Origin of the sequence: Sinorhizobium sp. B11, assembly GCA_039725955.1 — a bacterium.
Taxonomy (GTDB): domain Bacteria; phylum Pseudomonadota; class Alphaproteobacteria; order Rhizobiales; family Rhizobiaceae; genus Rhizobium.
In genome coordinates this window covers 1,864,276-1,886,644 of the sequence record CP091034.1, presented here as the reverse complement: position 1 = coordinate 1,886,644, position 22,369 = coordinate 1,864,276, and the positions used below count along the sequence as shown (strand labels likewise).

General features: G+C 62.5%; 19 protein-coding genes and 1 pseudogene. 12 read left to right on the top strand and 8 right to left on the bottom strand.

The genetic code is table 11. The annotated features are described in order from the left end of the window. Positions 1 to 19 precede the first annotated feature (19 nt). Positions 20 to 480, top strand: a pseudogene (locus LVY75_19145) (GNAT family N-acetyltransferase). A gap of 21 nt (positions 481 to 501) precedes the next feature. Here the strand turns inward: LVY75_19145 and LVY75_19140 are convergent. From LVY75_19140 to parE, 3 genes are all read right to left on the bottom strand, one after another. Beyond that, the gene (locus LVY75_19140) at positions 502 to 1,686 is read right to left on the bottom strand and encodes an AI-2E family transporter (protein ID XAZ25275.1); all 1,185 of its coding nucleotides are present in this window, start codon (positions 1,684 to 1,686) and stop codon (positions 502 to 504) included. Between the two features lie 117 nt (positions 1,687 to 1,803). Beyond that, positions 1,804 to 2,940, bottom strand: a complete 1,137-nt coding sequence (locus LVY75_19135; protein ID XAZ25274.1) for an esterase-like activity of phytase family protein — start codon at positions 2,938 to 2,940, stop codon at positions 1,804 to 1,806. 143 nt (positions 2,941 to 3,083) lie between these two features. After that, the gene (parE, locus tag LVY75_19130) at positions 3,084 to 5,156 is read right to left on the bottom strand and encodes a DNA topoisomerase IV subunit B (protein ID XAZ25273.1); all 2,073 of its coding nucleotides are present in this window, start codon (positions 5,154 to 5,156) and stop codon (positions 3,084 to 3,086) included. A gap of 205 nt (positions 5,157 to 5,361) precedes the next feature. On the opposite strand from parE, the gene LVY75_19125 reads away from it, so the two are divergent. From LVY75_19125 to LVY75_19110, 4 genes are all read left to right on the top strand, one after another. After that, entirely contained in the window at positions 5,362 to 6,246 is an 885-nt protein-coding gene (locus LVY75_19125; protein ID XAZ25272.1) for an alpha/beta hydrolase, read from the top strand. A gap of 125 nt (positions 6,247 to 6,371) precedes the next feature. Further along, positions 6,372 to 7,142: a triose-phosphate isomerase gene (tpiA, locus tag LVY75_19120; protein XAZ25271.1), complete on the top strand. Its 771-nt coding sequence runs from the start codon at positions 6,372 to 6,374 to the stop codon at positions 7,140 to 7,142. A gap of 108 nt (positions 7,143 to 7,250) precedes the next feature. After that, positions 7,251 to 7,778: a preprotein translocase subunit SecG gene (secG, locus tag LVY75_19115; protein ID XAZ25270.1), complete on the top strand. Its 528-nt coding sequence runs from the start codon at positions 7,251 to 7,253 to the stop codon at positions 7,776 to 7,778. Between the two features lie 143 nt (positions 7,779 to 7,921). Further along, positions 7,922 to 9,550 carry a CTP synthase gene (locus LVY75_19110; GenBank protein XAZ25269.1) on the top strand — a complete coding sequence of 543 codons (1,629 nt, stop codon included), beginning with the start codon at positions 7,922 to 7,924 and terminating at the stop codon, positions 9,548 to 9,550. Between the two features lie 64 nt (positions 9,551 to 9,614). Here the strand turns inward: LVY75_19110 and LVY75_19105 are convergent, their stop codons facing one another. Further along, positions 9,615 to 10,703: a citrate synthase/methylcitrate synthase gene (locus tag LVY75_19105; protein XAZ25268.1), complete on the bottom strand. Its 1,089-nt coding sequence runs from the start codon at positions 10,701 to 10,703 to the stop codon at positions 9,615 to 9,617. Positions 10,704 to 10,786: 83 nt separating this feature from the next. Between LVY75_19105 and LVY75_19100 the strand changes: the two genes are divergently transcribed. The 4 genes from LVY75_19100 to LVY75_19085 all read left to right on the top strand — a co-directional run bounded on the left by LVY75_19100 (position 10,787) and on the right by LVY75_19085 (position 16,411). Then, the gene (locus LVY75_19100; GenBank protein ID XAZ25267.1) at positions 10,787 to 11,926 is read left to right on the top strand and encodes a citrate synthase; all 1,140 of its coding nucleotides are present in this window, start codon (positions 10,787 to 10,789) and stop codon (positions 11,924 to 11,926) included. Between the two features lie 116 nt (positions 11,927 to 12,042). Next, entirely contained in the window at positions 12,043 to 12,570 is a 528-nt protein-coding gene (locus tag LVY75_19095) for a FecR family protein (protein ID XAZ25266.1), read from the top strand. An 8-nt stretch (positions 12,571 to 12,578) separates the two neighbouring features. Beyond that, on the top strand, positions 12,579 to 14,441 hold the full coding sequence (locus tag LVY75_19090) for an adenylate/guanylate cyclase domain-containing protein (protein ID XAZ25265.1): 1,863 nt from the start codon (positions 12,579 to 12,581) through the stop codon (positions 14,439 to 14,441). 98 nt (positions 14,442 to 14,539) lie between these two features. After that, positions 14,540 to 16,411: a DEAD/DEAH box helicase gene (locus LVY75_19085; protein ID XAZ25264.1), complete on the top strand. Its 1,872-nt coding sequence runs from the start codon at positions 14,540 to 14,542 to the stop codon at positions 16,409 to 16,411. A 53-nt stretch (positions 16,412 to 16,464) separates the two neighbouring features. Here LVY75_19085 and LVY75_19080 read toward each other — a convergent pair whose 3' ends face one another. Beyond that, entirely contained in the window at positions 16,465 to 17,247 is a 783-nt protein-coding gene (locus tag LVY75_19080; protein ID XAZ25263.1) for an alpha/beta hydrolase, read from the bottom strand. Between the two features lie 158 nt (positions 17,248 to 17,405). Between LVY75_19080 and LVY75_19075 the strand changes: the two genes are divergently transcribed. From LVY75_19075 to LVY75_19065, 3 genes are all read left to right on the top strand, one after another. Further along, positions 17,406 to 18,068 carry a 50S ribosomal protein L11 methyltransferase gene (locus LVY75_19075; protein XAZ25262.1) on the top strand — a complete coding sequence of 221 codons (663 nt, stop codon included), beginning with the start codon at positions 17,406 to 17,408 and terminating at the stop codon, positions 18,066 to 18,068. A gap of 100 nt (positions 18,069 to 18,168) precedes the next feature. Further along, the gene (locus LVY75_19070; GenBank protein ID XAZ25261.1) at positions 18,169 to 18,621 is read left to right on the top strand and encodes a MarR family transcriptional regulator; all 453 of its coding nucleotides are present in this window, start codon (positions 18,169 to 18,171) and stop codon (positions 18,619 to 18,621) included. Further along, a complete protein-coding gene (locus LVY75_19065; GenBank protein ID XAZ25260.1) occupies positions 18,618 to 19,859 on the top strand; it encodes a multidrug effflux MFS transporter in 1,242 nt (413 codons plus the stop codon). The genes LVY75_19070 and LVY75_19065 overlap by 4 nt, the downstream gene beginning before the upstream one ends. Here LVY75_19065 and LVY75_19060 read toward each other — a convergent pair. Genes LVY75_19060 through trpC form a run of 3 tightly spaced genes read right to left on the bottom strand, consistent with a single transcriptional unit; the run spans position 19,828 to position 22,360 of the window. Beyond that, complete coding sequence (locus LVY75_19060) at positions 19,828 to 21,051, bottom strand: molybdopterin molybdotransferase MoeA (protein ID XAZ25259.1); 1,224 nt, start codon at positions 21,049 to 21,051, stop codon at positions 19,828 to 19,830. The genes LVY75_19065 and LVY75_19060 overlap by 32 nt on opposite strands. Further along, entirely contained in the window at positions 21,048 to 21,545 is a 498-nt protein-coding gene (moaC, locus tag LVY75_19055) for a cyclic pyranopterin monophosphate synthase MoaC (GenBank protein ID XAZ25258.1), read from the bottom strand. Before moaC ends, LVY75_19060 begins: the two co-directional genes overlap by 4 nt. Before the next feature lie 2 nt (positions 21,546 to 21,547). Beyond that, complete coding sequence (trpC, locus tag LVY75_19050; protein XAZ25257.1) at positions 21,548 to 22,360, bottom strand: indole-3-glycerol phosphate synthase TrpC; 813 nt, start codon at positions 22,358 to 22,360, stop codon at positions 21,548 to 21,550. Between the last annotated feature and the right edge of the window lie 9 nt (positions 22,361 to 22,369).

The window sequence follows — 22,369 nt, the reverse complement described above, 5'->3', positions numbered from 1 at the left end:
CGTCGCAATAGGAGAGAAAATGCCCGTCACCATCGCTCTTGAACCGCCGCGCCAGGACGGGGTGATCCGCCTTCTCGATCTCTCCGACGCCTATCCGCAGTCGCTCTATCCGCCCGAGAGCAACCATCTCGTCGATATCTCGACGCTGGAAAAGCCGTCGGTGAGCTTCCTTGTGGCGCGCAACGGCGACGAGATCGTGGGCTGCTGCGCGCTGGTCGAGGCGGGCGACGGCACGGCCGAGATCAAGCGCATGTTCGTCGACCGCAAGCGCGGGGCCTGAAGGTCGCAAGCCGGCTGATGGACCGCTTGGAGGAAATTGGCTTGGAGAAAGGGTTTGCAGCAGTGCGTCTGGAAACCGGCATCTACCAGCCCGAGGCGATCGGCCTCTACAGGAAATACGGATACATCGAAATCGAGCCCTTCGGCTCCTATCAGCCAGATCCGCTCAGCCTGTTCATGGAAAAACGGCTGACTGTCTGACGACCTTCGCCGACGGGGAAATCAGCCCTCGGCGGCGCGTTGCACCGGGGGGGCTTGCTCGTCGAGGAGGATCTGCGGGCCCGTATCGGCGGTGCGGACCTCATGTATCCATTCCCGCCAGATAGCGACCAGGAGCGCCATCAGCACCGGGCCGATGAAGAGGCCAAGGAAGCCCATCGTCTTCACGCCGCCGACCAGGCCGAAGAAAGTCGGCAGGAACGGCAGCTTGATCGGTCCGCCGACGAGCTTCGGGCGTAGCGTCTTGTCGACGATGAAGAGTTCGACCGTGCCCCAGACGAAGAGGCCGATACCGGCGACATGCGAACCGCTGGCGAGCAGATAGACGGATACCAGCGTGAAGGAGAGAGGCGCGCCACCCGGGATCAGCGCCATGACGCCGGTCAGCACGCCAAGCGTGACCGGAGAGGGCACGCCGGCAATCCAATAGGCGACGCCGAGCACGATGCCTTCACCGATGGCAATCAGCGTCATGCCCATGACGGTCGAACTGATCGTGGCAGGCACGACGCGGGAAATACGCTCCCAGCGGTTCGGCAGGATGCGCTCGCCCAGCATGTCGATCTGCTTTGAGAAGGAGAAGCCGTCGCGATAGACGAAGAAGAGCGCAATCAGCATGAACAGCAGCGTCAGGAGCAGGTGGAAGGCGCCGCCGCCCGCCGCCAGAACCGCGCGGTAAATGTTGCCGATATGAGCGCCGCTGACGGCCTGGATGAGTTCACCCATGGCGCCGGGGCTGCCGATATATTTCGTCCAGAGCTCATCGAGATAGGGACCGGCGAACGGCAGCGCGATGATCCATTGCGGCGTTTCCGCCCCGAAGCGGTTGGCGTGAATCGCCCAGGCAACCCAGGTGCGCACTTCACCGGTCGTGTAGGCAACGGCAAGGCCGATCGGAATGACGAGGAAGGTGAGAATAAGGATGATTGCGATGGTCGCGGCAATGGTCGTATTGCCGCCCACGCGGGCGAGGAGCTTGCGGTAAAGCGGCCAGCTCGCAAAGCCGATGACGAGGGCTGCAAGCACCGGCACCACGAAGCCGTAGAAGAAATAGACGCCGGCTGCGGCAACAAGCACGAGCAGCCAGCGGGCAGCCGAAATGGAGGGTATCAGCGGCGTACGTATCGTCGCCGATGGCCCCAGCCATCGCGGCTCCGTATTGGTTTTCTGACGGTCAAACACACCCACGCGCGCCTCTTTTTATTGTTGTCCTAGTTTATGGGCTATGAACCGGGCGGTTTCAAGGTCCGCCCGGATAAAGCGTATACAAAGCGTGGCTGTTTTTAGCTTCCGATCGCCTCGATATTATTGAGGGCGGTGGTTGATCTTGAAGGCGTAGAACTGACTCTTCTGGCCGGTCGAGAAATTATTGTCCGAACCGAGGATCAGGACATCAGTACCGTCCTTCGCCTTGCCGATTGCCATGGCCTCGATGTTGTCGGGCGTCAGGCCGATGGCGCGCAGATCCAGCACCTGGCTTTTGCGGGCCGGGACGACGCGCTGGTCGTTCTTGGCAAGCGAGGCGATGGCGGAGACATCGGTCGCGCCGTCGAGATCCATCATGAAAAGCTTGACGTTGTTGCCGAAGCCCTGGGCATAGCTGCGCTCGACGGCAAGCAGGCGGTGATCATCAAGCGCAATCATTTCCGACATGCCGTTGTCGTTGCCGCCATCGGCCTTCGTGGCGGCCTGCGGGATCGGCGAGACCGCATAGACATACTGAGCCTTCGGCTCTCCGGTTGCGCCGTCATAGCGGATAATGCGCGACAGGCTGCCTGTCGTCAGGCTGGGGTTCGGGCCGTCCTGATAGAGGGCTGCCTCAACGCCGACGAAGACATCACCGGATGGAGACACTGCGATATCCTCGAAAGCGAGGTTGTCGCGGATGCCGGTCGACTTGTCGGCGGTCGGTGCAAAACCGTCGGGCAACTTGAACTCGCGCACGAAGGCGCCATCAGGAGAGGTGACGCGCACGAAAGGGGCGATCAGCGCCTTGGCGTCGCCTTCGCTACCCCAGTAAATGCCGTCCTTGCCGAAGCGGATGGATTCAGGATCGACGGTGCGCGAGGCAAAAGGCTGGCCGTTCTTGTCCTGGAAGGTGACATGCTTGACGACGGTGACGCCCTTAAGACCGGCGGTGCTGACATCGATGTCGAGATCGTAGAAGCGGGCCGGGGCCTTTTCGGAGCGATCGTCGCTGATGGCAATGTAATGGCCAGTGGCGGCATCGAAATCGAGGCCGGAAATGCCGCCGAATTCAACGCCGTTTTCCATCTGACCGGTCGGGATGACGAATTCACCGAGATAGGAAAGTGAGATTGCAGCGGCGCAATCGCCGAAGGGGCAGGCGGTCTCGACGGTCGCGCCAATATCGGTTGCGAAAACGGAAGCGGTGCTGGACAGGAAAACGAAAGCGGCAGTCGCGAGAAAACGCTTGGTCATGGCAAATATCCGGCAAAGGGTTGAAACAAAAGGGCCGGCGCTGCAGTGACCTCTCGGGAGGGCAGAGCGCCGGCCGTTCTATTGCGCCGGTATTTTGACGGAAGCGTAACGGTTCTTCGTCAGTTCTATGAATTCGCCAATGCTTAAATATCGAGGTCTTCGGCGAAAGCTGCACGTTCCTGGATGAAACGGAAGCGTGCCTCGGCCTTGGTCCCCATCAGGTCGTCGACGGCATTGCGCGTGCCTTCGAAATCCACCTCGTCGATCAGCACGCGCAGAAGCGTGCGCTTGGACGGGTCCATAGTGGTTTCCTTGAGCTGGGCGGGCAGCATTTCACCGAGACCTTTGAAGCGGCTAATCTCGATCTTGGCCTTGCCCTTGAATTCCGTCTCCATCAGTTCGGCGCGATGCTCGTCATCACGGGCATAGGCAGACTTTGCGCCCTGCGTGATCTTGTAGAGCGGCGGCACGGCGAGGAAGAGATGACCGCCGCGCACGAGCTCCGGCATCTCCTGATAGAAGAAGGTAATGAGCAGCGAAGCGATATGCGCGCCGTCGACGTCGGCATCGGTCATGACGATGATGCGTTCGTAGCGAAGATCCTCTTCGCGATATTTCGAGCGCGTGCCGCAGCCGAGCGCCTGGACGAGATCGGAGATCTGCTGGTTGGCCCCGAGCTTCTCGCGGCCGGCGCTGGCAACGTTGAGGATCTTGCCGCGCAGCGGCAGGATCGCCTGATTGGCGCGATTGCGCGCCTGCTTGGCGGAGCCACCTGCCGAGTCACCCTCGACCAGGAAAAGTTCGGCGCCTTCGGCGGTGTTCTGCGAGCAATCGGCAAGTTTGCCGGGCAGGCGCAGCTTGCGAACCGCGGTCTTGCGGTTGACTTCCTTCTCCTTGCGGCGGCGCAGGCGCTCTTCGGCTCGCTCGATCACCCAGTCGAGAAGCTTCTCGGCTTCACCCGGATTATCGGCGAGATAGTGATCGAACGGGTCGCGCAGAGTGTTTTCGACAAGGCGCTGGGCTTCGACCGTCGCCAGTCGATCCTTCGTCTGGCCGACAAATTCCGGTTCGCGGATGAAGACCGAGAGCATGCCGACGGCCGAAATCATCACGTCGTCAGTGGTGATCTGTGCAGCGCGCTTGTTCTGCGTCAGTTCAGCATAGCTCTTCAGGCCCTTGGTCAGCGCGATGCGCAGACCCGCCTCATGCGTGCCGCCTTCGGGTGTCGGAATGGTGTTGCAATAGGAGTGAACCTGCGGATCGCCGCCATACCAAGTGATCGCCCATTCCAGCGCACCGTGGCCGGCAACCTTTTCGCTCTTGCCAGCGAAGATTTCGCGGGTGACGGTGAATTCCTTGCCCATCGTCGCCTGCAGATAATCCTTCAGGCCGCCGGGGAAGTGGAAGACGGCCTTGTCAGGCACGTCGGAGCCTTCGGGCAGCACGCCCGGATCGCAGCTCCAGCGGATCTCGACGCCGCCGAAGAGATAGGCTTTCGACCGGGCCATGCGGAAGACTCGGCCCGCATCGAACTTCGCGTGGTCGCCAAAGATCTGCGGGTCGGGGTGGAAGCGAACCTTGGTGCCGCGGCGATTGTGCACATCGCCCAGTTCCTCGATCCCGCCCTGCGGCACGCCGCGCGAGAAGCGCTGGCGGTAGAGCTTGCGGTTGCGAGCGACTTCGACTTCGAGAACATCCGACAGTGCATTGACGACGGAGACGCCGACGCCGTGCAGACCGCCAGAGGTCTCATAGGCCTTGCCGTCGAACTTACCGCCGGCATGAAGCTTGGTCATGATGACTTCGAGCGTCGACTTGCCGGGAACCTGCGGATGGTTCTCGACCGGAATGCCGCGGCCGTTGTCGGTGACAGTCAGATAACCCTGAATATCGAGATGCACGTCGATGAAATCGGCATGGCCGGCCACCGCTTCGTCCATCGAGTTGTCGATGACTTCGGCAAAGAGGTGGTGCAGTGCCTTTTCGTCGGTACCGCCGATATACATGCCGGGGCGCATGCGCACCGGTTCCAGACCTTCCAGAACACGGATCGATGAGGCGCCATAATCATCGCCGTTCGACGTTGCCGGGGCAGGGCGCGCGGCAGCGGGTGCCGCAGCCGCGGCGGGCCGTTCGGCAGGTGCCGCAGGCTTTGCAGCCTCCTCCTGCTTTTGCGTGAGGGGCATTCCGGAAAAGAGGTCGTTGCTGTCTTCCATGGAACCGTTCAGATCTTCATTCTCGTGAAGGGCCGCCGCTGGCCCACAATAGTCGCGGTCCGTATCGCGTTTGCGAATCAGGGGAATTCTGACAGAAAGCGCCCCGATACGCGACGCGCCCCGGATTTGCGGAGCTTTTCAAGATGTGATTTGCGTTGCCGGGCGCCGAATGGCAAGTCGCGGCAGCTCTTTGGGAACCATCTGCATGCCGATGTCCACAAGTCATTGCACCATAATCACTGCAATTGCGGCCTTTTTCCTGTCCGCGGCTGTCACGACCACCTCGGCCGAGACCTTGCCGCCCTACAAGGACGATCTGTTTTCGACGCAGAAAGTGCTGCAGACGGGCGATGACGGCGCATCGGAAGTGATCGATTACGACGAGATGCGCGACATTAATGGGCGCGACCAGATCCCTCAAAAGCGGGTGCAGCAGAAATATGTCTCGCTCGGCATCAAGAAACTGCAGGCGGATGAAACGCTGTCGCTCGACGGTATCAAGCTCGATGTCACCAGGGTGGGACCGGCTGAGAATGCCGCCTTCACGGTCATCTTCATCCATGGCCGCGACGGCGACCGGCGCCTCGGCGCCAACGACTATTCCTTCGGCGGCAATTTCAACCGGCTGAAGAACCTTACGGCCGGTAATGGGGGCGTCTACTATTCGCCGACGGTCAAAACCTTCGACGCCACTGGCGTGACCGCCATTGCCGGGCTCATCCGCTATGCAAGCGCACAGTCTCCCGGCCGCCCGGTCATCCTCAGCTGCGCCTCGATGGGCAGCCAGATCTGCTGGGGCATCACCCGTGACGCCGAGAGCGTCAAACGGCTGAAGGGCATGCTGATCATGAGCGGCGTTTCGGACCCGGATTTTGCGAAAAGCCCGTTCTACAAGGCCAAGCTGCCGCTCTGGTTTGCCCATGGAAGCCGCGACCCTGTCTATGCCGCCACCGACCAGCAGGCGCTGTACGAAAAGCTCCACAAGGCAAAATACCCGACGCATTTCACGCTCTTCCAGAATGGCAATCATGGGACGCCGATCCGCATGATCGACTGGCGCAGGGTGCTGAACTGGGTTCTGGCGTCCTGAGCAGGCAGATTCCAGGTCACGTAGGGCTTTCAGGCCATCATATTTCGCCGAGGCCACCCCAGGCGCTTTCCTTTGAGCCACGCTTTTGCTAAGGCCGCCGGATATGCGGATTTTGGGAGAGCAGCATGACACCTGACGTACGCCCGCTCGTGGCGGGGAACTGGAAGATGAACGGCACGCGCGATTCATTGGACCAGATCAAGGCGATTGCCCAGGGCGTCATGGTTCCCTTGTCCGACAAGGTCGAAACGCTGATCTGCCCGCCGGCGACACTGCTTTACGTCTCGACCGCGCTTGCGACCGACAGCCCACTTGCGATCGGCGGACAGGATTGCCATCAGGCCCAGTCCGGCGCGCATACCGGCGATATTTCGGCCGACATGATCGCCGATTGCTTCGGCACTTACGTGATCGTTGGTCATTCGGAACGGCGCATCGACCATGCCGAGACCGACCATATGATCCGCGGCAAGGCGCAAGCCGCCTATCAGGCGGACCTGACGGCGATCGTCTGCGTCGGCGAGACCGGCGAAGAGCGCGACGCCTATCAGACGCTCGACATTCTCAAGCGCCAGCTTTCCGGCTCGCTGCCGGGGGAAGCAACCGCTGACAATACCGTCATTGCCTATGAGCCCGTCTGGGCGATCGGCACCGGGCTGACACCGACGGCAAAGGACGTGGAAATCGCCCATGCCTTCATCCGCTCCGAACTCGTCCACCGCTTCGGTGATGAGGGCAAGGGCATGCGCATTCTCTATGGCGGCTCGGTCAAGCCCGGCAATGCCCGCGAACTGCTTGCCGTCGACAATGTCGATGGCGCGCTGATCGGCGGGGCGAGCTTGAAAGCCACCGACTTCCTCGCCATCTACGGCACATACGAGGCGCTGCTCGCCTGAGTCGATTGCATATTCCTGGCCGAAGGGCTTGGAATAGCTGATGACCTCATGTAAAGAGCCGCCAGATTTTTACTTTATGTCCGTCCTCAGACGGGCAGGACTGGACCCATGCAGACCGTATTGATTGTCATCCATCTCATGATCGTGCTCGCGCTCGTCGGCGTCGTGCTCATCCAGCGCTCCGAAGGCGGCGGTCTCGGTATCGGCGGCGGATCGGGCTTCATGTCGGCCCGAGGCACGGCCAATGCGCTGACGCGCACGACGGCGATCCTGGCGACGCTGTTTTTCCTTACTTCGCTCGGCCTCGGCATCCTGACCCGTTACGAAAGCCGCCCGACCGATATTCTCAATCGCATTCCGGCAACGAGCGGGCAGGGCAACGGCATTCTCGATTCGCTCGGCGGCGGCAACCCAGCGGCTCCGGCCACGCCTGCCGATAACAGCGGCATTCCGAATGGCGGCGCTGCGGCTCCGGCGCCGGCTGCCCCGGCAACGCCGGCTCCTGCAACGCAGGCACCGGCTGCAAGCGCCCCTGCGGCGACCGCACCGGCTGCTCCGACGACGGCTCCGGCTCAGCCTGAGGCTCCCGCCGCGACCGCGCCGGCACAGCCTTCCGGCGTCCCCACGGGACAATAAGCCGGTCCAGAAAATAAACCGCCGGCAGGCCCTCGGGTCTGCCGGTTTTCTTTTGTTCAGATTCCTGCGCCACGCACCAAAAGTTCTGGAAAAGAATTTTTGGGCTGGTGGAATCGTTTTTGAAAAGGTATCCGGTGACTCCCATGGCGCGATACGTATTCATCACTGGCGGCGTGGTTTCTTCCCTCGGAAAAGGAATTGCGGCCGCGGCTCTCGGAGCGTTGTTGCAGGCCCGTGGTTATCGGGTCCGGCTTCGCAAACTTGACCCCTATCTGAACGTGGATCCGGGCACTATGAGCCCGACCCAGCACGGCGAAGTCTTCGTCACCGACGACGGCGCGGAAACCGACCTCGATCTTGGCCACTACGAGCGTTTTACCGGACGCTCGGCGACCAAGACCGACAACATCACCACCGGCCGCATCTACAAGAACATCATCGACAAGGAACGCCGCGGTGATTATCTCGGCGCGACCGTTCAGGTCATCCCGCACGTCACCAACGAGATCAAGGATTTCGTCATCGAAGGCAATGACGACTATGATTTCGTCATCTGCGAAATCGGCGGCACGGTCGGCGATATCGAGGCGATGCCCTTCATGGAAGCGATCCGCCAGCTCGGCAACGACCTGCCGCGCGGCACCGCAATCTACGTCCACCTGACGCTGATGCCGTACATTCCGGCAGCGGGCGAGCTGAAGACCAAGCCGACGCAGCATTCCGTCAAGGAACTGCAGGCGCTCGGCATTCATCCCGATATCCTCTTGGTACGTGCCGACCGGGAAATCCCGGAAGCCGAACGCCGCAAGCTGTCGCTGTTTTGCAACGTGCGCCCTTCCGCCGTCATTCAGGCACTCGACGTTGCCAATATCTACGACGTGCCGATGGCCTATCACAAGGAAGGCCTCGACGACGAAGTGCTTGCCGCCTTCGGCATCGAGCCGGCGCCAAAGCCGCGCCTCGACCAGTGGGAAGAGGTCTGCAACCGCATCCGCACGCCGGAAGGCGAAGTCACGATCGCGATCGTCGGCAAGTATACCGGCCTCAAGGATGCCTATAAGTCGCTGATCGAAGCGCTGCATCACGGTGGCATCGCCAACCGCGTCAAGGTCAAGCTCGAATGGATCGAGTCGGAAGTCTTCGAAAAGGAAGATCCGGCACCGTATCTCGAGAAGGTGCACGGAATTCTGGTACCGGGCGGCTTCGGCGAGCGCGGTTCGGAAGGCAAGATCCATGCGGCGCGTTTTGCCCGCGAGCGCAAGGTGCCGTATTTCGGCATCTGCTTCGGCATGCAGATGGCCGTCATCGAGGCTGCGCGCAACCTCGCCGATGTCTCGAACGCCTCCTCGACCGAATTCGGCCCGACGCCGGAGCCGGTTGTCGGCCTGATGACGGAATGGGTGAAGGGCAACGAGTTGCAGAAGCGCACGGCAGCGGGCGATCTCGGCGGCACGATGCGTCTCGGCGCCTACAAGGCGTCCCTGAAGAAGGGCACGAAGATTTCGGATATATACGGCTCGACCGATATTTCCGAGCGTCACCGCCATCGCTACGAAGTCAATATCGACTACAAGGACCGGCTGGAAAACTGCGGCCTCGTCTTCTCAGGCATGTCGCCTGACGGCGTCCTGCCGGAGACGATCGAATATCCCGACCATCCCTGGTTCATCGGCGTTCAGTACCATCCTGAACTGAAGTCCCGCCCGCTCGATCCGCATCCGCTCTTTGCAAGCTTCATCGAAGCGGCGACGGAACAGAGCCGATTGGTCTAATTCTTCGCTGTTACACAATTCCAGCCGCTCCCTCCGAAACGAGGGAGCGGCTTTTTTCATTCCGTCACGCCGCCTGCGGCAGCGGTCCCACGTAGACCGAGCGGGGACGAATGAGGCGACCTTCCAGCCCCTGTTCGCGGGCATGGGCGACCCAGCCGACAGTGCGGCCGATCGCAAAGACGCCGGTGAAGGCATCGCGCGGGAAGCCGAGGCTTTCCAGAAGCAACGCGGTATAGAATTCCACATTCACATCCAGTGGCCGGTCTGGCTTGCGCTCCTTCAGGATCGCGAGCGCTGCCTGCTCAACGGCTTCGGCAAGCGCGATGCGGCCGGTATTCACCTGACCTGCGGCAACAAGCGGCTTCAGCGCATTTTTCAGTGCATCGGCACGCGGGTCGCGCACGCGGTAAACACGGTGGCCGAAGCCCATCAGCCGTTCGCCGCGATCGAGCGCCGAGCGCAGCCAGGGGCCGGCATTGGCATCGCTCCCGATACCGTCAAGCATATCGAGCACCGGCCCCGGCGCGCCGCCATGCAGCGGCCCCTTCAGTGCGCTGATCGCCGCCAGCACCGAGGAGGTGAGGCCGGCGCGGGTGGAGGCGATGACGCGCGATGCGAAGGTTGAGGCGTTGAGGCCGTGATCGGAGATCGTTACGAGATAGGTGTCGAGTGCACCCGTCTGCTCGGCGCTCGGCACCGTGCCCGATAGCATCCGCAGGATATCGGCTGACTGCGACGAGCCGGCATCGGGCTTTACCGGCTTCTCGCCGCGCTGCAGGCGCAGAACCGCCGGCAGGAAGACAGCGGGTGCTGCAAGCAGGCGAAGCGCAGTATCGATATCTTCACCGTCCGGCAGGCGCGCGACGAGTGCTCGCATCGCATCGACCGGCGGCAGCGCCAGCAAGCGGGAATCGGCGGCTTTGACTTCCGCGAAAACTTCCCGTCGCGCCTGGCCAAGCCGGCGGCGCAACTCGGTTGCATCGAGATGCGGTTCGATCAATCCATCCAGCAGCAGCGCGGCGACATCTTCATAGGTACTGCGCCCGGCCAGATGATCCAGGGATATGCCGCGGATGATCAGCCGGCCCGCTTCGCCGTCGACATCCGAGAGCTGTGTTTCAGCGGCAATGACATCTTCCAAACCATTTTTCATGGGTTTTCTCCTTTACCAGAGGAAAGATCGGACCTAGTTTGGTTGACGTCAATCTTGATGTAATTGATCAATATGAGGTTGCTTTGACCTGGCTGACAGCAGAGGAAGCGTTGGCGGAACTCGGCACCAAGCCGCAGACGCTTTATGCCAATGTCAGCCGGGGTCGCATCCGCGCCAAGGCCGACCCAGCCGACCCGCGCCGCAGCCTCTATCAGCAAAGCGACGTCAAACGACTTGCCGAGCGGCATGCCGGCCGACGCAAGAGCGAGACGGTCGCCGCCGAGGCAATCAGCTGGGGCGATCCCGTGCTGGCATCCGCGATCTCAACCATTGCCGCGGGACGATTGCTTTATCGGGGGCGGGATGCGGCGGAGCTTTCAGTGCATGCGACGCTGGAGGAGACTGCGCTGCTCCTTTGGAACGCGGAAAGTTTTACCTGCGTGGCAGCGCGCGCGCCAGAGCCGGCAGCGCCTGCCATTCAGGCTGCACTTCTGGCGCTGGCAGGACGGGTGAGCGCCGATCTGCCGTCGCTCGGACGTGCGCGCCCCGCCTTGCAGATGGAAGCATGCAGCGTGCTTTCCACCATTGCCGATGCACTGGCGCCAGGCCCGTCGGACCATTCCCTGCATCACCGTCTCGCTGCATGCTGGGGCAGGCCGGAGGCCGCCGATTGCCTGCGTCGGGCGCTCGTCATGTTCGCCGATCATGAGCTGAATGCCTCGACCTTCGCTGTCCGCGTCACGGTTTCGACGGGAGCGGCACTTTCTGCGGCCGTGCTCTCGGGTCTCTCGACGCTGACCGGCCCACTGCATGGCTCGGCGTGGCGGAGTATCGATGCCCTTGTCGAAGCCGCATCCAGCATCGGGGCGGAGCGCGCGATCCGCCACCAGTTGCTGCGGGGAAGCAGGCTGGGGGCCTTCGGACATCCGCTTTATCCCGACGGCGATGTGCGGGCACGCGTTCTGCTCTCGTCTTTCGACGTGCCGCCAATCTTCCGCGATGTTCAGCGGGCCGGCGAAGAGATGGTGGGCGAGCCGGTCAACGCCGATTTCGCGCTTGCCGCCATGACGGCCGCCTTCAACCTGCCGGAGGAGGCGCCGATCATCATCTTCGCACTGGCGCGCACAGCCGGCTGGCTGGCGCATGCGATGGAGCAGATCGAAAGCGGCCATCTGATTCGCCCTCGCGCTCGCTACATCGGGCCGTCACCGAGCGGACCCTGAATGTTTCCGAATGGCTTGCACGGCCCCCGATTTTTGCATAGGGAAACCGGCGAATTCAGCTAGTATCGATCGGCCGGCGCCTTCGAGGATGTACCGGCGGTCATGAGAGGCGGATCATGAAAGCCATCCCAGCAATCTCCCTCAGCCTGTTTTTCGCTGTTCTGACAATCGGGCTCCTGCCTCAGGGAGCAGCTTATGCCCAGTCCGCCAGCTGCGCGATTTCGCGGGCGGCGAATGGCAACCAGATCTTCCGCTGCCCTGGCGGCGTCAATATAACCGCCGAACGCGGAGCATCGTTCACACTCATCGATCGCAATCGCGACGGCAGCCCGGATTCCCTGTCATTGCGCAGCAAGGCTGCCCTTGTCGACGTGGACAGCAGCCAGCATCGCGGCGGTTTCCAGGTGGTGACGCCGCAGGCGATCGCGGCCGTTCGCGGCACCCAATGGGCCGTCGATGTCAAAGGCGGCACGACCTCCGTACTGGTCACACGCGGCCGCGTCGGCGTACGCCGTCCGGCAGGGGCAGCCGTCGTGCTTGGACCGGGCGAGGGCGTAGACGTGACGCGCGGAACGGCTGCGCTCACCGTTCGCACCTGGCCGGCGCCCCGCGTCGCGGCTCTTCTTTCACGCCTCGGTCAATAAGCGGTCTCATGAACCACCGGCTTCCGACAGTGATCGCACTGCTGCTCGCCGGTCTGTGGGGCGCTTCCCTCGGCTATTTCCATCTGCAGCAGCAGTCGAACTCCGGCCTGATCGAGCGTGTGGAAGCCACGCTGGTCGATCTGCGCAGCATGATCGTCGGTGTCCGGTCTCCGCCCGATATTGTTTCCATTATCGCGATCGATGACCGCACCGCCGCGGCACATGGCTATCCGCTCAAGCGGGATACGCTTGCACAACTCGTAACCTCCATCGGGGCGTTGAAACCAAGGGCGCTGGCTCTCGATATACTGCTCGTCGATCCCGGCACGGAGGAAGGGGATGCGGCGCTCGCAACGGCGATCAAATCCGCGCCCAGCATCATCGCCGGCGCCGCGACCTTTCCACAAAGTCTCCAGTCGGTGACGGCAAATGCCGAGGATCCGCTTGCAACGGTACCCGAAGCACAGCAGCTTCTGCTGCCGCAGCCGCGCTTCGTGGAGGCTGCGCCACTCGGCATCGTCAATGTCGCGACGGACCAGAGCGGCGTGCCGCGTTTCATCCCGCTGTTTTCTCGCGCCGCCGACCGTCTGGACGCAGCCTTTCCTTTGCGCGCGGCCTCGATTGCGCTCGGGGCCGAACCCTTGATCGAAAACGATGGCATCCGGCTCGGTGCTCACCGCATTCCAACGGATACGGGCCAGCGCCTGCCGCTGACGTTCTATGGTCCTGCGGGCAGCATCAGCACCTTCAGCGCTGCCGATGCGCTCGATGGCAAGCTGCCGGCGGATGCCATCACCGGCAAGGTTGTGGTGATCGGCGCAACAGTCACCGGCGGCGGCGATGTCTTTCCCACACCGTTCGATCCCATCCTGCCGGGTGTCGAAGTCATGTCGACGGCAATCACCCATCTGATCGCCGGCGATGGCATGGTTCGCGACAGCAGAACACGGCAGGCGGATGCCGGCATTGCGACGGCCTTGCCTGTTCTCCTGGTCGCGCTGGTCGCGTGGCGCCGCAGCGCTCTCGGCTTTATCATCATATGCCTCACGGTCATTGCCTGGGCGATGCTCAACCTTGCCGCTTTCGCGAACGGTTACTGGCTGAGTGCTGCATTGCCGATTGCGGCTGCACTCCCGCCTGCGATTATTTTCGGCGCCGCAGAACTCTGGCGCGATCGCCGCCGTGCGCGGCACTTTGCCGATCAATCCGAGCGCCTGCAGCGCATCGAGGCGCCTGGCCTCGGGGAGTGGCTGGCGCGCGACCCGGCGTTCCTGGCCGAGCCCGTGCGGCAGAATGCTTCCGTCGTCTTCATCGATCTCTCGGGCTTCACCGGCCTCAGCGAAGCGGTTGGACCGGCCATGGTGCGCGAGATCCTCAGCGGCTTCTTTGAACTGATCGATGAGGAAGTACGGCTTCTCGGCGGGGCGATCACCAGCTTCATGGGCGACGGCGCCATGATCCTCTTCGGATTGCCGGCACCGGCGGCGGACGATGCGGCGCGGGCCGCAGCCTGCGCCATACGGCTTGCCGATCGCACGCGCCTCTTCCTCGCAGGCCATCCTGAGCTTCGGCGCAGGAAGATAGGCTTCAAGCTCGGCGCCCATTGCGGCCCGATCGTCGCTTCGCGTCTTGGCACCGGCGACCGGCAGCAGATCACCGCGACGGGCGATACCGTCAATGTCGCGCAGCGGCTGATGGAAGTGGCGGCAAGCCGCGGTGCGGAGCTTGCACTCAGCGCCGGACTGCTCGACGCCGCCGGTCCCGATGCCATTCCCTTGCACACGGGCCGGTTGGCCGGACCGTTCGATACGAAACTCCGCGGCCGCTCCGGCGGCATCGCCATCTACACATGGCGCGGCGAGACACTTTGACATTCGCAGCCGGAGCGAGTAGGAACGGCCCAACTCTTCGGCCGGACGTTTCCGGCTACGGCGCTCGCTGCGCCTGACAGCTCCGAAAGATCGAACAAATGACTGACTATAACGGCGTCTCTCCGGCGATCGCCAAGGCGTTGCAGAAGCGCGGCTATACAGAACTTACCCCCGTCCAGAAGGCGATGCTCGATCCGGCGCTCGCAGAATCTGACGCTCTCGTTTCCGCCCAGACCGGCTCGGGCAAGACCGTTGCCTTCGGCCTGGCGCTTGCGCCGACGCTGCTTGAAGGCGCCGAGCGTTTCGGGCCAGCCGCCGCACCTCTTGCTCTCGTGATCGCGCCGACGCGCGAACTGGCACTGCAGGTCAAGCGCGAGTTGGAATGGCTCTACGAAATGGCAGGCGCCGTGATCGTCAGCTGCGTCGGCGGCATGGATATCCGCAGCGAGCGCCGTGCGCTGGAACGCGGTGCGCATATCGTCGTTGGCACGCCGGGACGTCTCTGCGACCACATCCGCCGCCATGCGCTCAACATGAGCGAACTCAAGGCTGCCGTGCTGGATGAGGCAGACGAGATGCTCGATCTCGGCTTCCGCGAAGATCTGGAATTCATCCTCGAAGCGGCGCCCGATGAGCGCCGTACCCTGATGTTCTCGGCAACGGTTCCAGCTGCGATCGCCAAGCTCGCCAAGAGCTATCAGCGCGATGCCGTGCGCATCAGCACGCAGGCGGAAGAGAAGCAGCATATCGATATCGACTATCGCGCGCTCGTCGTTTCTCCAAGCGACCGTGAAAACGCTATCATCAACGTGCTGCGTTATTACGAGGCGCGCAATGCGATTGTCTTCTGTTCGACGCGTGCGGCCGTCAATCACCTGACGGCACGGTTCCACAACCGCAATTTCAATGTCGTGGCACTCTCCGGCGAATTGACCCAGAACGAGCGCAGCCATGCGCTGCAGGCTATGCGCGACGGACGCGCGCGTGTCTGCATCGCAACCGATGTCGCCGCACGCGGCATCGACCTGCCGGGCCTCGATCTCGTCGTGCATGCCGACCTGCCGACCAATCCGGAAACGCTGCTGCATCGCAGCGGCCGTACGGGCCGTGCGGGACGCAAGGGCGTCAGCGCGCTCATCGTGCCGCTCAACGTTCGCCGCAAGGCAGAGCGACTGCTGGAAAATGCCGGCATCAATGCCACCTGGGCACGTCCGCCGTCCGTCGAAGAAGTGACTGAACGCGACGACGAGCGGCTGCTCGCAGATCCGATCTTTGCCGACAAGCCGCAGGATGAAGAACAGGATCTCGTACAGAAGCTGATCGCCAGCCATGGTGCGGAGACGCTTGCCGCCGCTTTCGTGCGCCTCTACCGCGCCAATCAGTCGGCGCCGGAAGACCTGATCGAGGTTTCTGTGCAGGACGACCGCGCCCGCAAACGCCGCGACAACGGCGAGGCACGCGAATTTGCTCCGGCGCAGAAGGGACCGCGCGACGACTTCGGTCCGAGCGTCTGGTTCTCGGTCTCCGTTGGCCGCAAGCAGAATGCCGAGCCGCGCTGGCTGATCCCGATGCTCTGCCGCAACGGCAATCTCACGAAGCGTGAGATTGGCGCCATCAAGATGCAGCCGGATGAAACCTTTGTGGAAATTGCTGCTGATAGCGCCGATGGCTTTCTCGGCGCGCTCGGCCCGAACAAGACGATGGAACGCGGTATCCGCGTGGTCAGGCTGAACGGCATGCCCGATTTCAGCAAACCGGCTGCCAAACCCTTTGCCAAGAAGCCGTTCGAGGATCGTGGCGATGATCGTTTCCGCGGCGACAAGCCGAAGGGCAAGTTCGGCAAGGACAGGCCCGCCAGCGCCGAGCGTCAGGACGACAAGCCCTGGACGAAGAAAGGCCCGAAGCCGAAATTCGAAGGCGGCAAGTTCGAAGGCGGCAAGGGCAAGTTCGGCAAGAAAAAGGACCGCTAACGCAGTCGCCGGCCGCACTGGTAAGGCAATGCGGCCGGCATGCGGCAAAGGTCTCAGATATGTTCGTCTTGACCGGCTGCTGCGAGGATGAGATCGGCGACGGCGCGCGGCTGCGAGATCAGCGAAGCGTGGCTGGCGTCGAGCTCCACAGTCGTCGCATTCATGCGCTTTGCCATGAAGCGTTCGAGATCGGGATTGATGGTGCGGTCGTTCTTCGAAACGGCATACCATGACGGCTTGGAGCGCCAGGCGGCAACCGTCGTCTTGGCAGTGAACAGCGTATCGGAAATGCGGCCCTGCACGGCATAGAGCGCCTTAGCGCGGGCAACTGGCAGATCGCCGGCGAAGTCTCTCACGAAAGCTTCCTCGCTCAACTGGGCGTAACCGCCATTGCGAACAAGGCCGGCACTGGCCGGCGGCGTCGGATATTGCTTGGCAAGCGCGGTATAATCCTCGCCGGCATCCGGCGCGCGAGCGGCGATGTAGACGAGCGCGGTGACCTTGGGATCGACACCAGCTTCAGTGACGAGCATGCCGGAATAGGAATGGCCAACAAGCACGGTCGGACCATCCATCAGTGCCAGGATACGCTTGGTGGCTTCGACGTCGTCGGCAAAAGAGGTGAGGGGGTTTTGAACGGCCATCACGTTCAGACCGGCGGCCTGCAGATGAGGGATGACATCCAGCCAGCAGGATGCATCGGCATAAGCGCCATGGACGAGAACGACATTCTTTGCCTTGGTTACGGTGGCGGCCCGGCTGGCGGCCGGAAACATGCTGAGTGCGGCCCCTGCAACGAGAGCGGCCGAGAATGAGCGTCTGGTGATCGGTTGCATAAGTTCCTCCAGCTTTAGAAAATAGGGGCGAACCCCTGGGGGATCGCGTGTGGAAATTACGCGGGGGCGCGGGCTTCCATAACTATACAAAGGTCCAGCGAGGTATTATGCCGTCCGGGCGGCCTGAAGGCCTGTCGCAACGAGGCAATCGATAGTAGATGAGACCGGCGTCCACAGATGATCGTCTCGACCTGACGGCCTTCATCAAGGCGAACCTGCCGCTTTCGGAAGTGCCTTCCATACCTAAGGTCAGGCTGCATACGGCGACACCGAGGAGCGGCCTCTATCGGCTTGCAATGGCTGATGATTCCGATCTGATGCCGCCCTACTGGGCCTATCCCTGGGCAGGTGGCGCCGTGCTTGCGCGCTATCTCTTCGACCATCCCGAAACGGTTGCCGGCAAACGCATCATCGATCTCGGCACAGGCTCCGGTCTTGTCGCCATAGCGGCAATGAAATGCGGTGCAGCACATGCTCTGGCCGTTGATATAGATGACAAGGCGATTGCTGCTACGCTGATGAACGCTGCAGCGAATGGTGTCATGATCGACACGGAACTCGGCGACATCATGGGAGATGCTCCGCCTGCTGCCGAGGTAATGCTGGCCGGTGACATCTTCTATGACGAGGCGTTGGCGGGGCGTGTCCTGCCGTTTCTCGAACGCTGCCGCATGGCCGGTCTCGATGTGCTCGTCGGCGATCCCGGCAGGGCGCCCCTTCCCACGAACTCACTGCTGCGGCTTGCAAACTATGCGGTGCCGGATTTTGGCGGAGCCCAGAGCCTCTCGACCGCCGACAGCGCTGTTTTCCGACTGAAGTGAACCGAGAAAAGTTCATCGCTTGAAACGACGCACCAATCACACTTTCGTCTTGCGCCACAATAGATGACATGTCATTTATTGCTATCCCATCGATATTGACATGACCGACGACAAGATCACAACCTCATTCGGGAGCCTCATCTCCCAGACCGCTCGCTACTGGCGGCGTGTCGCCAATCTGCGTTTGCAGCCTTTCGGGCTGACGGAAGCGACATGGCTGCCGCTGCTGCGTATCGCCCGCTCGCCGACGCCGATGCACCAGAAGGAACTGGCCGCCTCGCTCTCACTCGACAATTCCTCCGTCGTACGCCTGATCGATAATCTGGAGAAGGCGGGACTGGTCGAGCGACGCGAAGGTGAAGACAGGCGTGCAAAGGAAATCCTGCTGACGGAAGAGGGCAGGAGGACCGTGGAGGCGGTCGAACGCGTGGCGCAGGGCATCCGCGAGGAGGCGCTTGCCTTGGTGCCGCGCGAGGACATCGAAACCACGTGGCGCGTGCTCGATCACATCAGCGACGTGCTTGCCCGGCAGCTCGAGGAACCAGAACAGTGAATACGCATCCAGGCCCGATGAGCGAAGCGCGACCACTTGGCGCAAAGCGTCACATACCGGTCTGGCTGCTCGGGCTCATCACCTTCAGTGGCACTCTGGCCATGCATATTTTCGTGCCTGCGCTTCCGGCAGCGGCCACCGATCTCGGTGCCTCGATCGGCGAGATGCAACTGACCGTCAGTCTCTACATTTTCGGCCTTGCCGTCGGTCAGCTCGTTTATGGTCCGCTTTCGGATCGCTACGGACGCCGGCCGGTGCTGATGAGCGGGCTTGTGCTCTATACGCTCGCCGGCGTCGCCGCGCTTGTCTCGCCCGGCGTGCATGCGCTGATCGCAGCCAGGCTCTTCCAGGCTTTCGGTGGCTGCGCCGGGCTTGTCATTGCCCGCGCCATCGTACGCGACACCTCCAGCCCCGATGAAACGGCCAAGCGGCTTGCGATCATGAACCTGATGGTCACGGTCGGGCCGGGGCTTGCCCCCATCGTCGGCGGCGCGCTTGCTTCTACGCTCGGCTGGCGTTCGATCTTCGTGGCCCTCTGCGCGCTCGGCATCGTCAATCTGCTGCTGACATGGCGCAAGGTGCCGGAAACTGGCATCCGCAACTCCGAGGCTTCCATGAAGTCACTGAGCCGTGACTATCTGGGGCTGCTCGCGTCGCGCTCATTCGTCGGCTATGCCGTTGGCGGCGGCTGTGCGACGACCTCCATGTATGCCTTCACGGCATCCGCCCCGTTCATCGTCATCAACGAGCTTGGCCGCCCGGCAACGGAGGTCGGCATTTGTCTTGCACTGTTGATCTTCGGCTACTGGATCGGCAGCATGATCGCCACGCGGCTGATCGGCCGGTTTGCGATGAAGCGACTGATGGTGATTTCCAATCTCGTCAGCATTGCTGCCGCACTGGTCTTCTTCGGCCTCGCCGTGAGCCATCATCTGACGCTTCTGCCGATGATGGCTGCGATCATGGTCTATACGATCGGCGCGGGCGTGGCCTCGCCCAATGCGCTGACGCTCGCCGTCAGCGTCAATCCGAAAGTCACCGGCTCGGCCTCCGGCCTCTACGGCTCGACGCAGATGGCCGTCGGCGCCATCTGCAGCGCGCTTTCGGGCATAGGCGGTGACCCCGGACTTGCCGCCGCGACCGTCATCCTCGGCGCAAGTGTGCTGGCACAGCTCTGCTTCTGGCTTGCGGTCGCCTCAGGAAATGTCAGGCGAGGAGATCTGGCCGCAGAAGCATGACCGGGCAGGTGGCTCCCGCCGGCAGTTCCGGCGCATGCGGCGGGCGAATGATGAGGCAGTCCGAAAGGGCGAAGGTCTTCATCATCGATGAATCCTGCTTGTCGAAGGGTTCGACAAGCCAGCCGCCAGCGGCGGATTTCGAGAGCTTGGCGCGCACATAGTCCTGACGGTGATCATTGGCGCGCAGCGTGACGGCGGCCTCCACCATCGTCTCGCGCGGGACCGATGGCAGCGAGCCAAGCTTACGGATCAGCGGCTCCAGAAAGAGCAGCGAGCAGACGAGGCTCGAGACGGGATTGCCGGGCAGGCCGAGAACATGGGTGTTTCCGAAACTGCCGACCATCAGCGGCTTGCCGGGACGCATGGCGATGCGCCAGAAATCGAGCTTCATGCCGGCTTCGATCAATGTCGCCTGCACCAGATCATGATCGCCGACCGAGGCGCCACCGAGGGTGACGATCACATCGACTTTCGCATTGCGCGCCTTGTCGATCGCTGCCGTGATCTTCGCCTTGTCATCAGGCACGATGCCGAGATCGAGCACGTCGGCACCGGCGCGGCGGGCAAGGGCAGCGACGCCAAAGGTGTTGGAGGCGATGATCTGTGAGGGACCAGGCGTGCTTCCGGGCGGCAGAAGTTCGTCGCCGGTCGCAAGAATGGCGATGAGGGGACGGCGCAACACCTCGACATCGGGCCGGTTCATGCCGGCCGCGACCGTCAGCCGCGAGAAATCGAGGATCGTACCGGCGGGCAACACCACTTCGCCTTCAGTGAAATCCTGACCGCGCGGGCGAACATGCTGGTTCTGCCGCACCGGGAAATTGCTTCTGATACCGCCTTCGATCTTTTCCGCGTCCTCCTGCAACAACACGCTATCGGCACCCGACGGTACAGGTGCGCCGGTGAAAATGCGGACGGCCTCGCCCGGACCAACGCTACCTTCGAAACCGTGGCCGGCAGACGATGTGCCGATGACCTTCAGAACGGCGCCTGGCTCCGGCGCATCCTTACGGCGCAGCGCATAGCCATCCATGGCGGAGGAGTTGAACGGCGGTTGGGTCAGACCTGCCGTGAGGTCGGCGGCCAGAACGCGACCCTCAGCCTCTGCGAGCGGCAGCGTTTCGGACGCCATGACGGGCGCGGCACTGGACAGCAGGCGGCTTAAGGCCTCGGCGACCGGCAGAAGGTTCATCTTGCCTCCGGATGGCGGAAATCTCCGGATTTGCCGCCGGATTTTTCAAGCAACCTGACACCGCCGATCTCCATCGCCTTGTCGGCGGCCTTGGCCATGTCGTAGATCGTCAGGCATGCGACGGAGACAGCAGTCAGCGCTTCCATCTCCACACCGGTCTTGCCGGTGAGCTTGGCAGTGGCCGTGACCCGCAGGCCGGGCAGGTCGGCATCTTCTTCGATCTCGACCGTGACCTTTGTCAGCATAAGCGGATGGCAGAGAGGAATGAGGTCGGCCGTCCGCTTGGCGGCCATGATGCCGGCAAGGCGAGCGGTACCGATGACGTCGCCCTTCTTGGCATTGCCTTGACGAATGAGCGAAAGCGTCTCCGGCGCCATTTTCACGTGGCCTTCGGCAGTGGCGATGCGCACGGTCTCGGCCTTGTTGGAAACATCGACCATATGCGCCTCGCCGGAGGCACCGATATGGGTGAGGCCTGGCTTTTCGCCGCTCATGCTCATTCGGCCGCGATTGCGGCTTCGCCTGTCAGGAGAGTGCGTGTGGCGGCCGCGACGTCATCTTTGCGCATCAGGCTTTCGCCGACGAGGAAGGTGTTGATCCTGACGGCCTGCAGACGCTTGCAATCCTCATGGGTGAAGATGCCGCTTTCGCCGACAAGAAGACGATCGTCAGGAACCATTGCAGCCAGCGTCTCGCTGACGGCGAGGCTGACTTCGAAGGTGCGCAGGTTGCGGTTGTTGATACCGACGAGCGGCGAAGACAGCTTGAGCGCACGTTCCATTTCCGGCGCATCGTGGACTTCGACCAGCACATCCATGCCAAGCGAGAAGGCTTCGTCCTGCAGGCGCTCGGCATCGTCGTCGCTGAGCGAGGCCATGATGAGCAGGATGCAGTCGGCACCCCAGGCGCGGGCTTCATGGACCTGATAGGTCTCGAACATGAAATCCTTGCGCAGTGCGGGCAGGGCGCAGGCGGCGCGCGCTGCCGTCAGAAACTCCGGTGCGCCCTGGAAGCTCGGCGTATCGGTCAGCACGGAAAGGCAGGCAGCACCACCGGCTTCGTAAGCCCTGGCGAGAGCAGGCGGATCGAAATCGGGACGGATGAGCCCCTTGGAGGGGCTTGCCTTCTTGATCTCGGCGATCAGGCCGAATTCTCCGGCGTCGCGCTTGGCGATGAGCGCCTTGTGGAAACCGCGCGGGGCGGACTGCCCTGCCTGCATGGCCTTGAGATCGGCAAGCGAGGTCCTTGCCTTGGCGGCAGCGATTTCCTCGCGCTTGTAGGCTTCGATCTTCTTCAGGATATCGGTCATGAGACGATC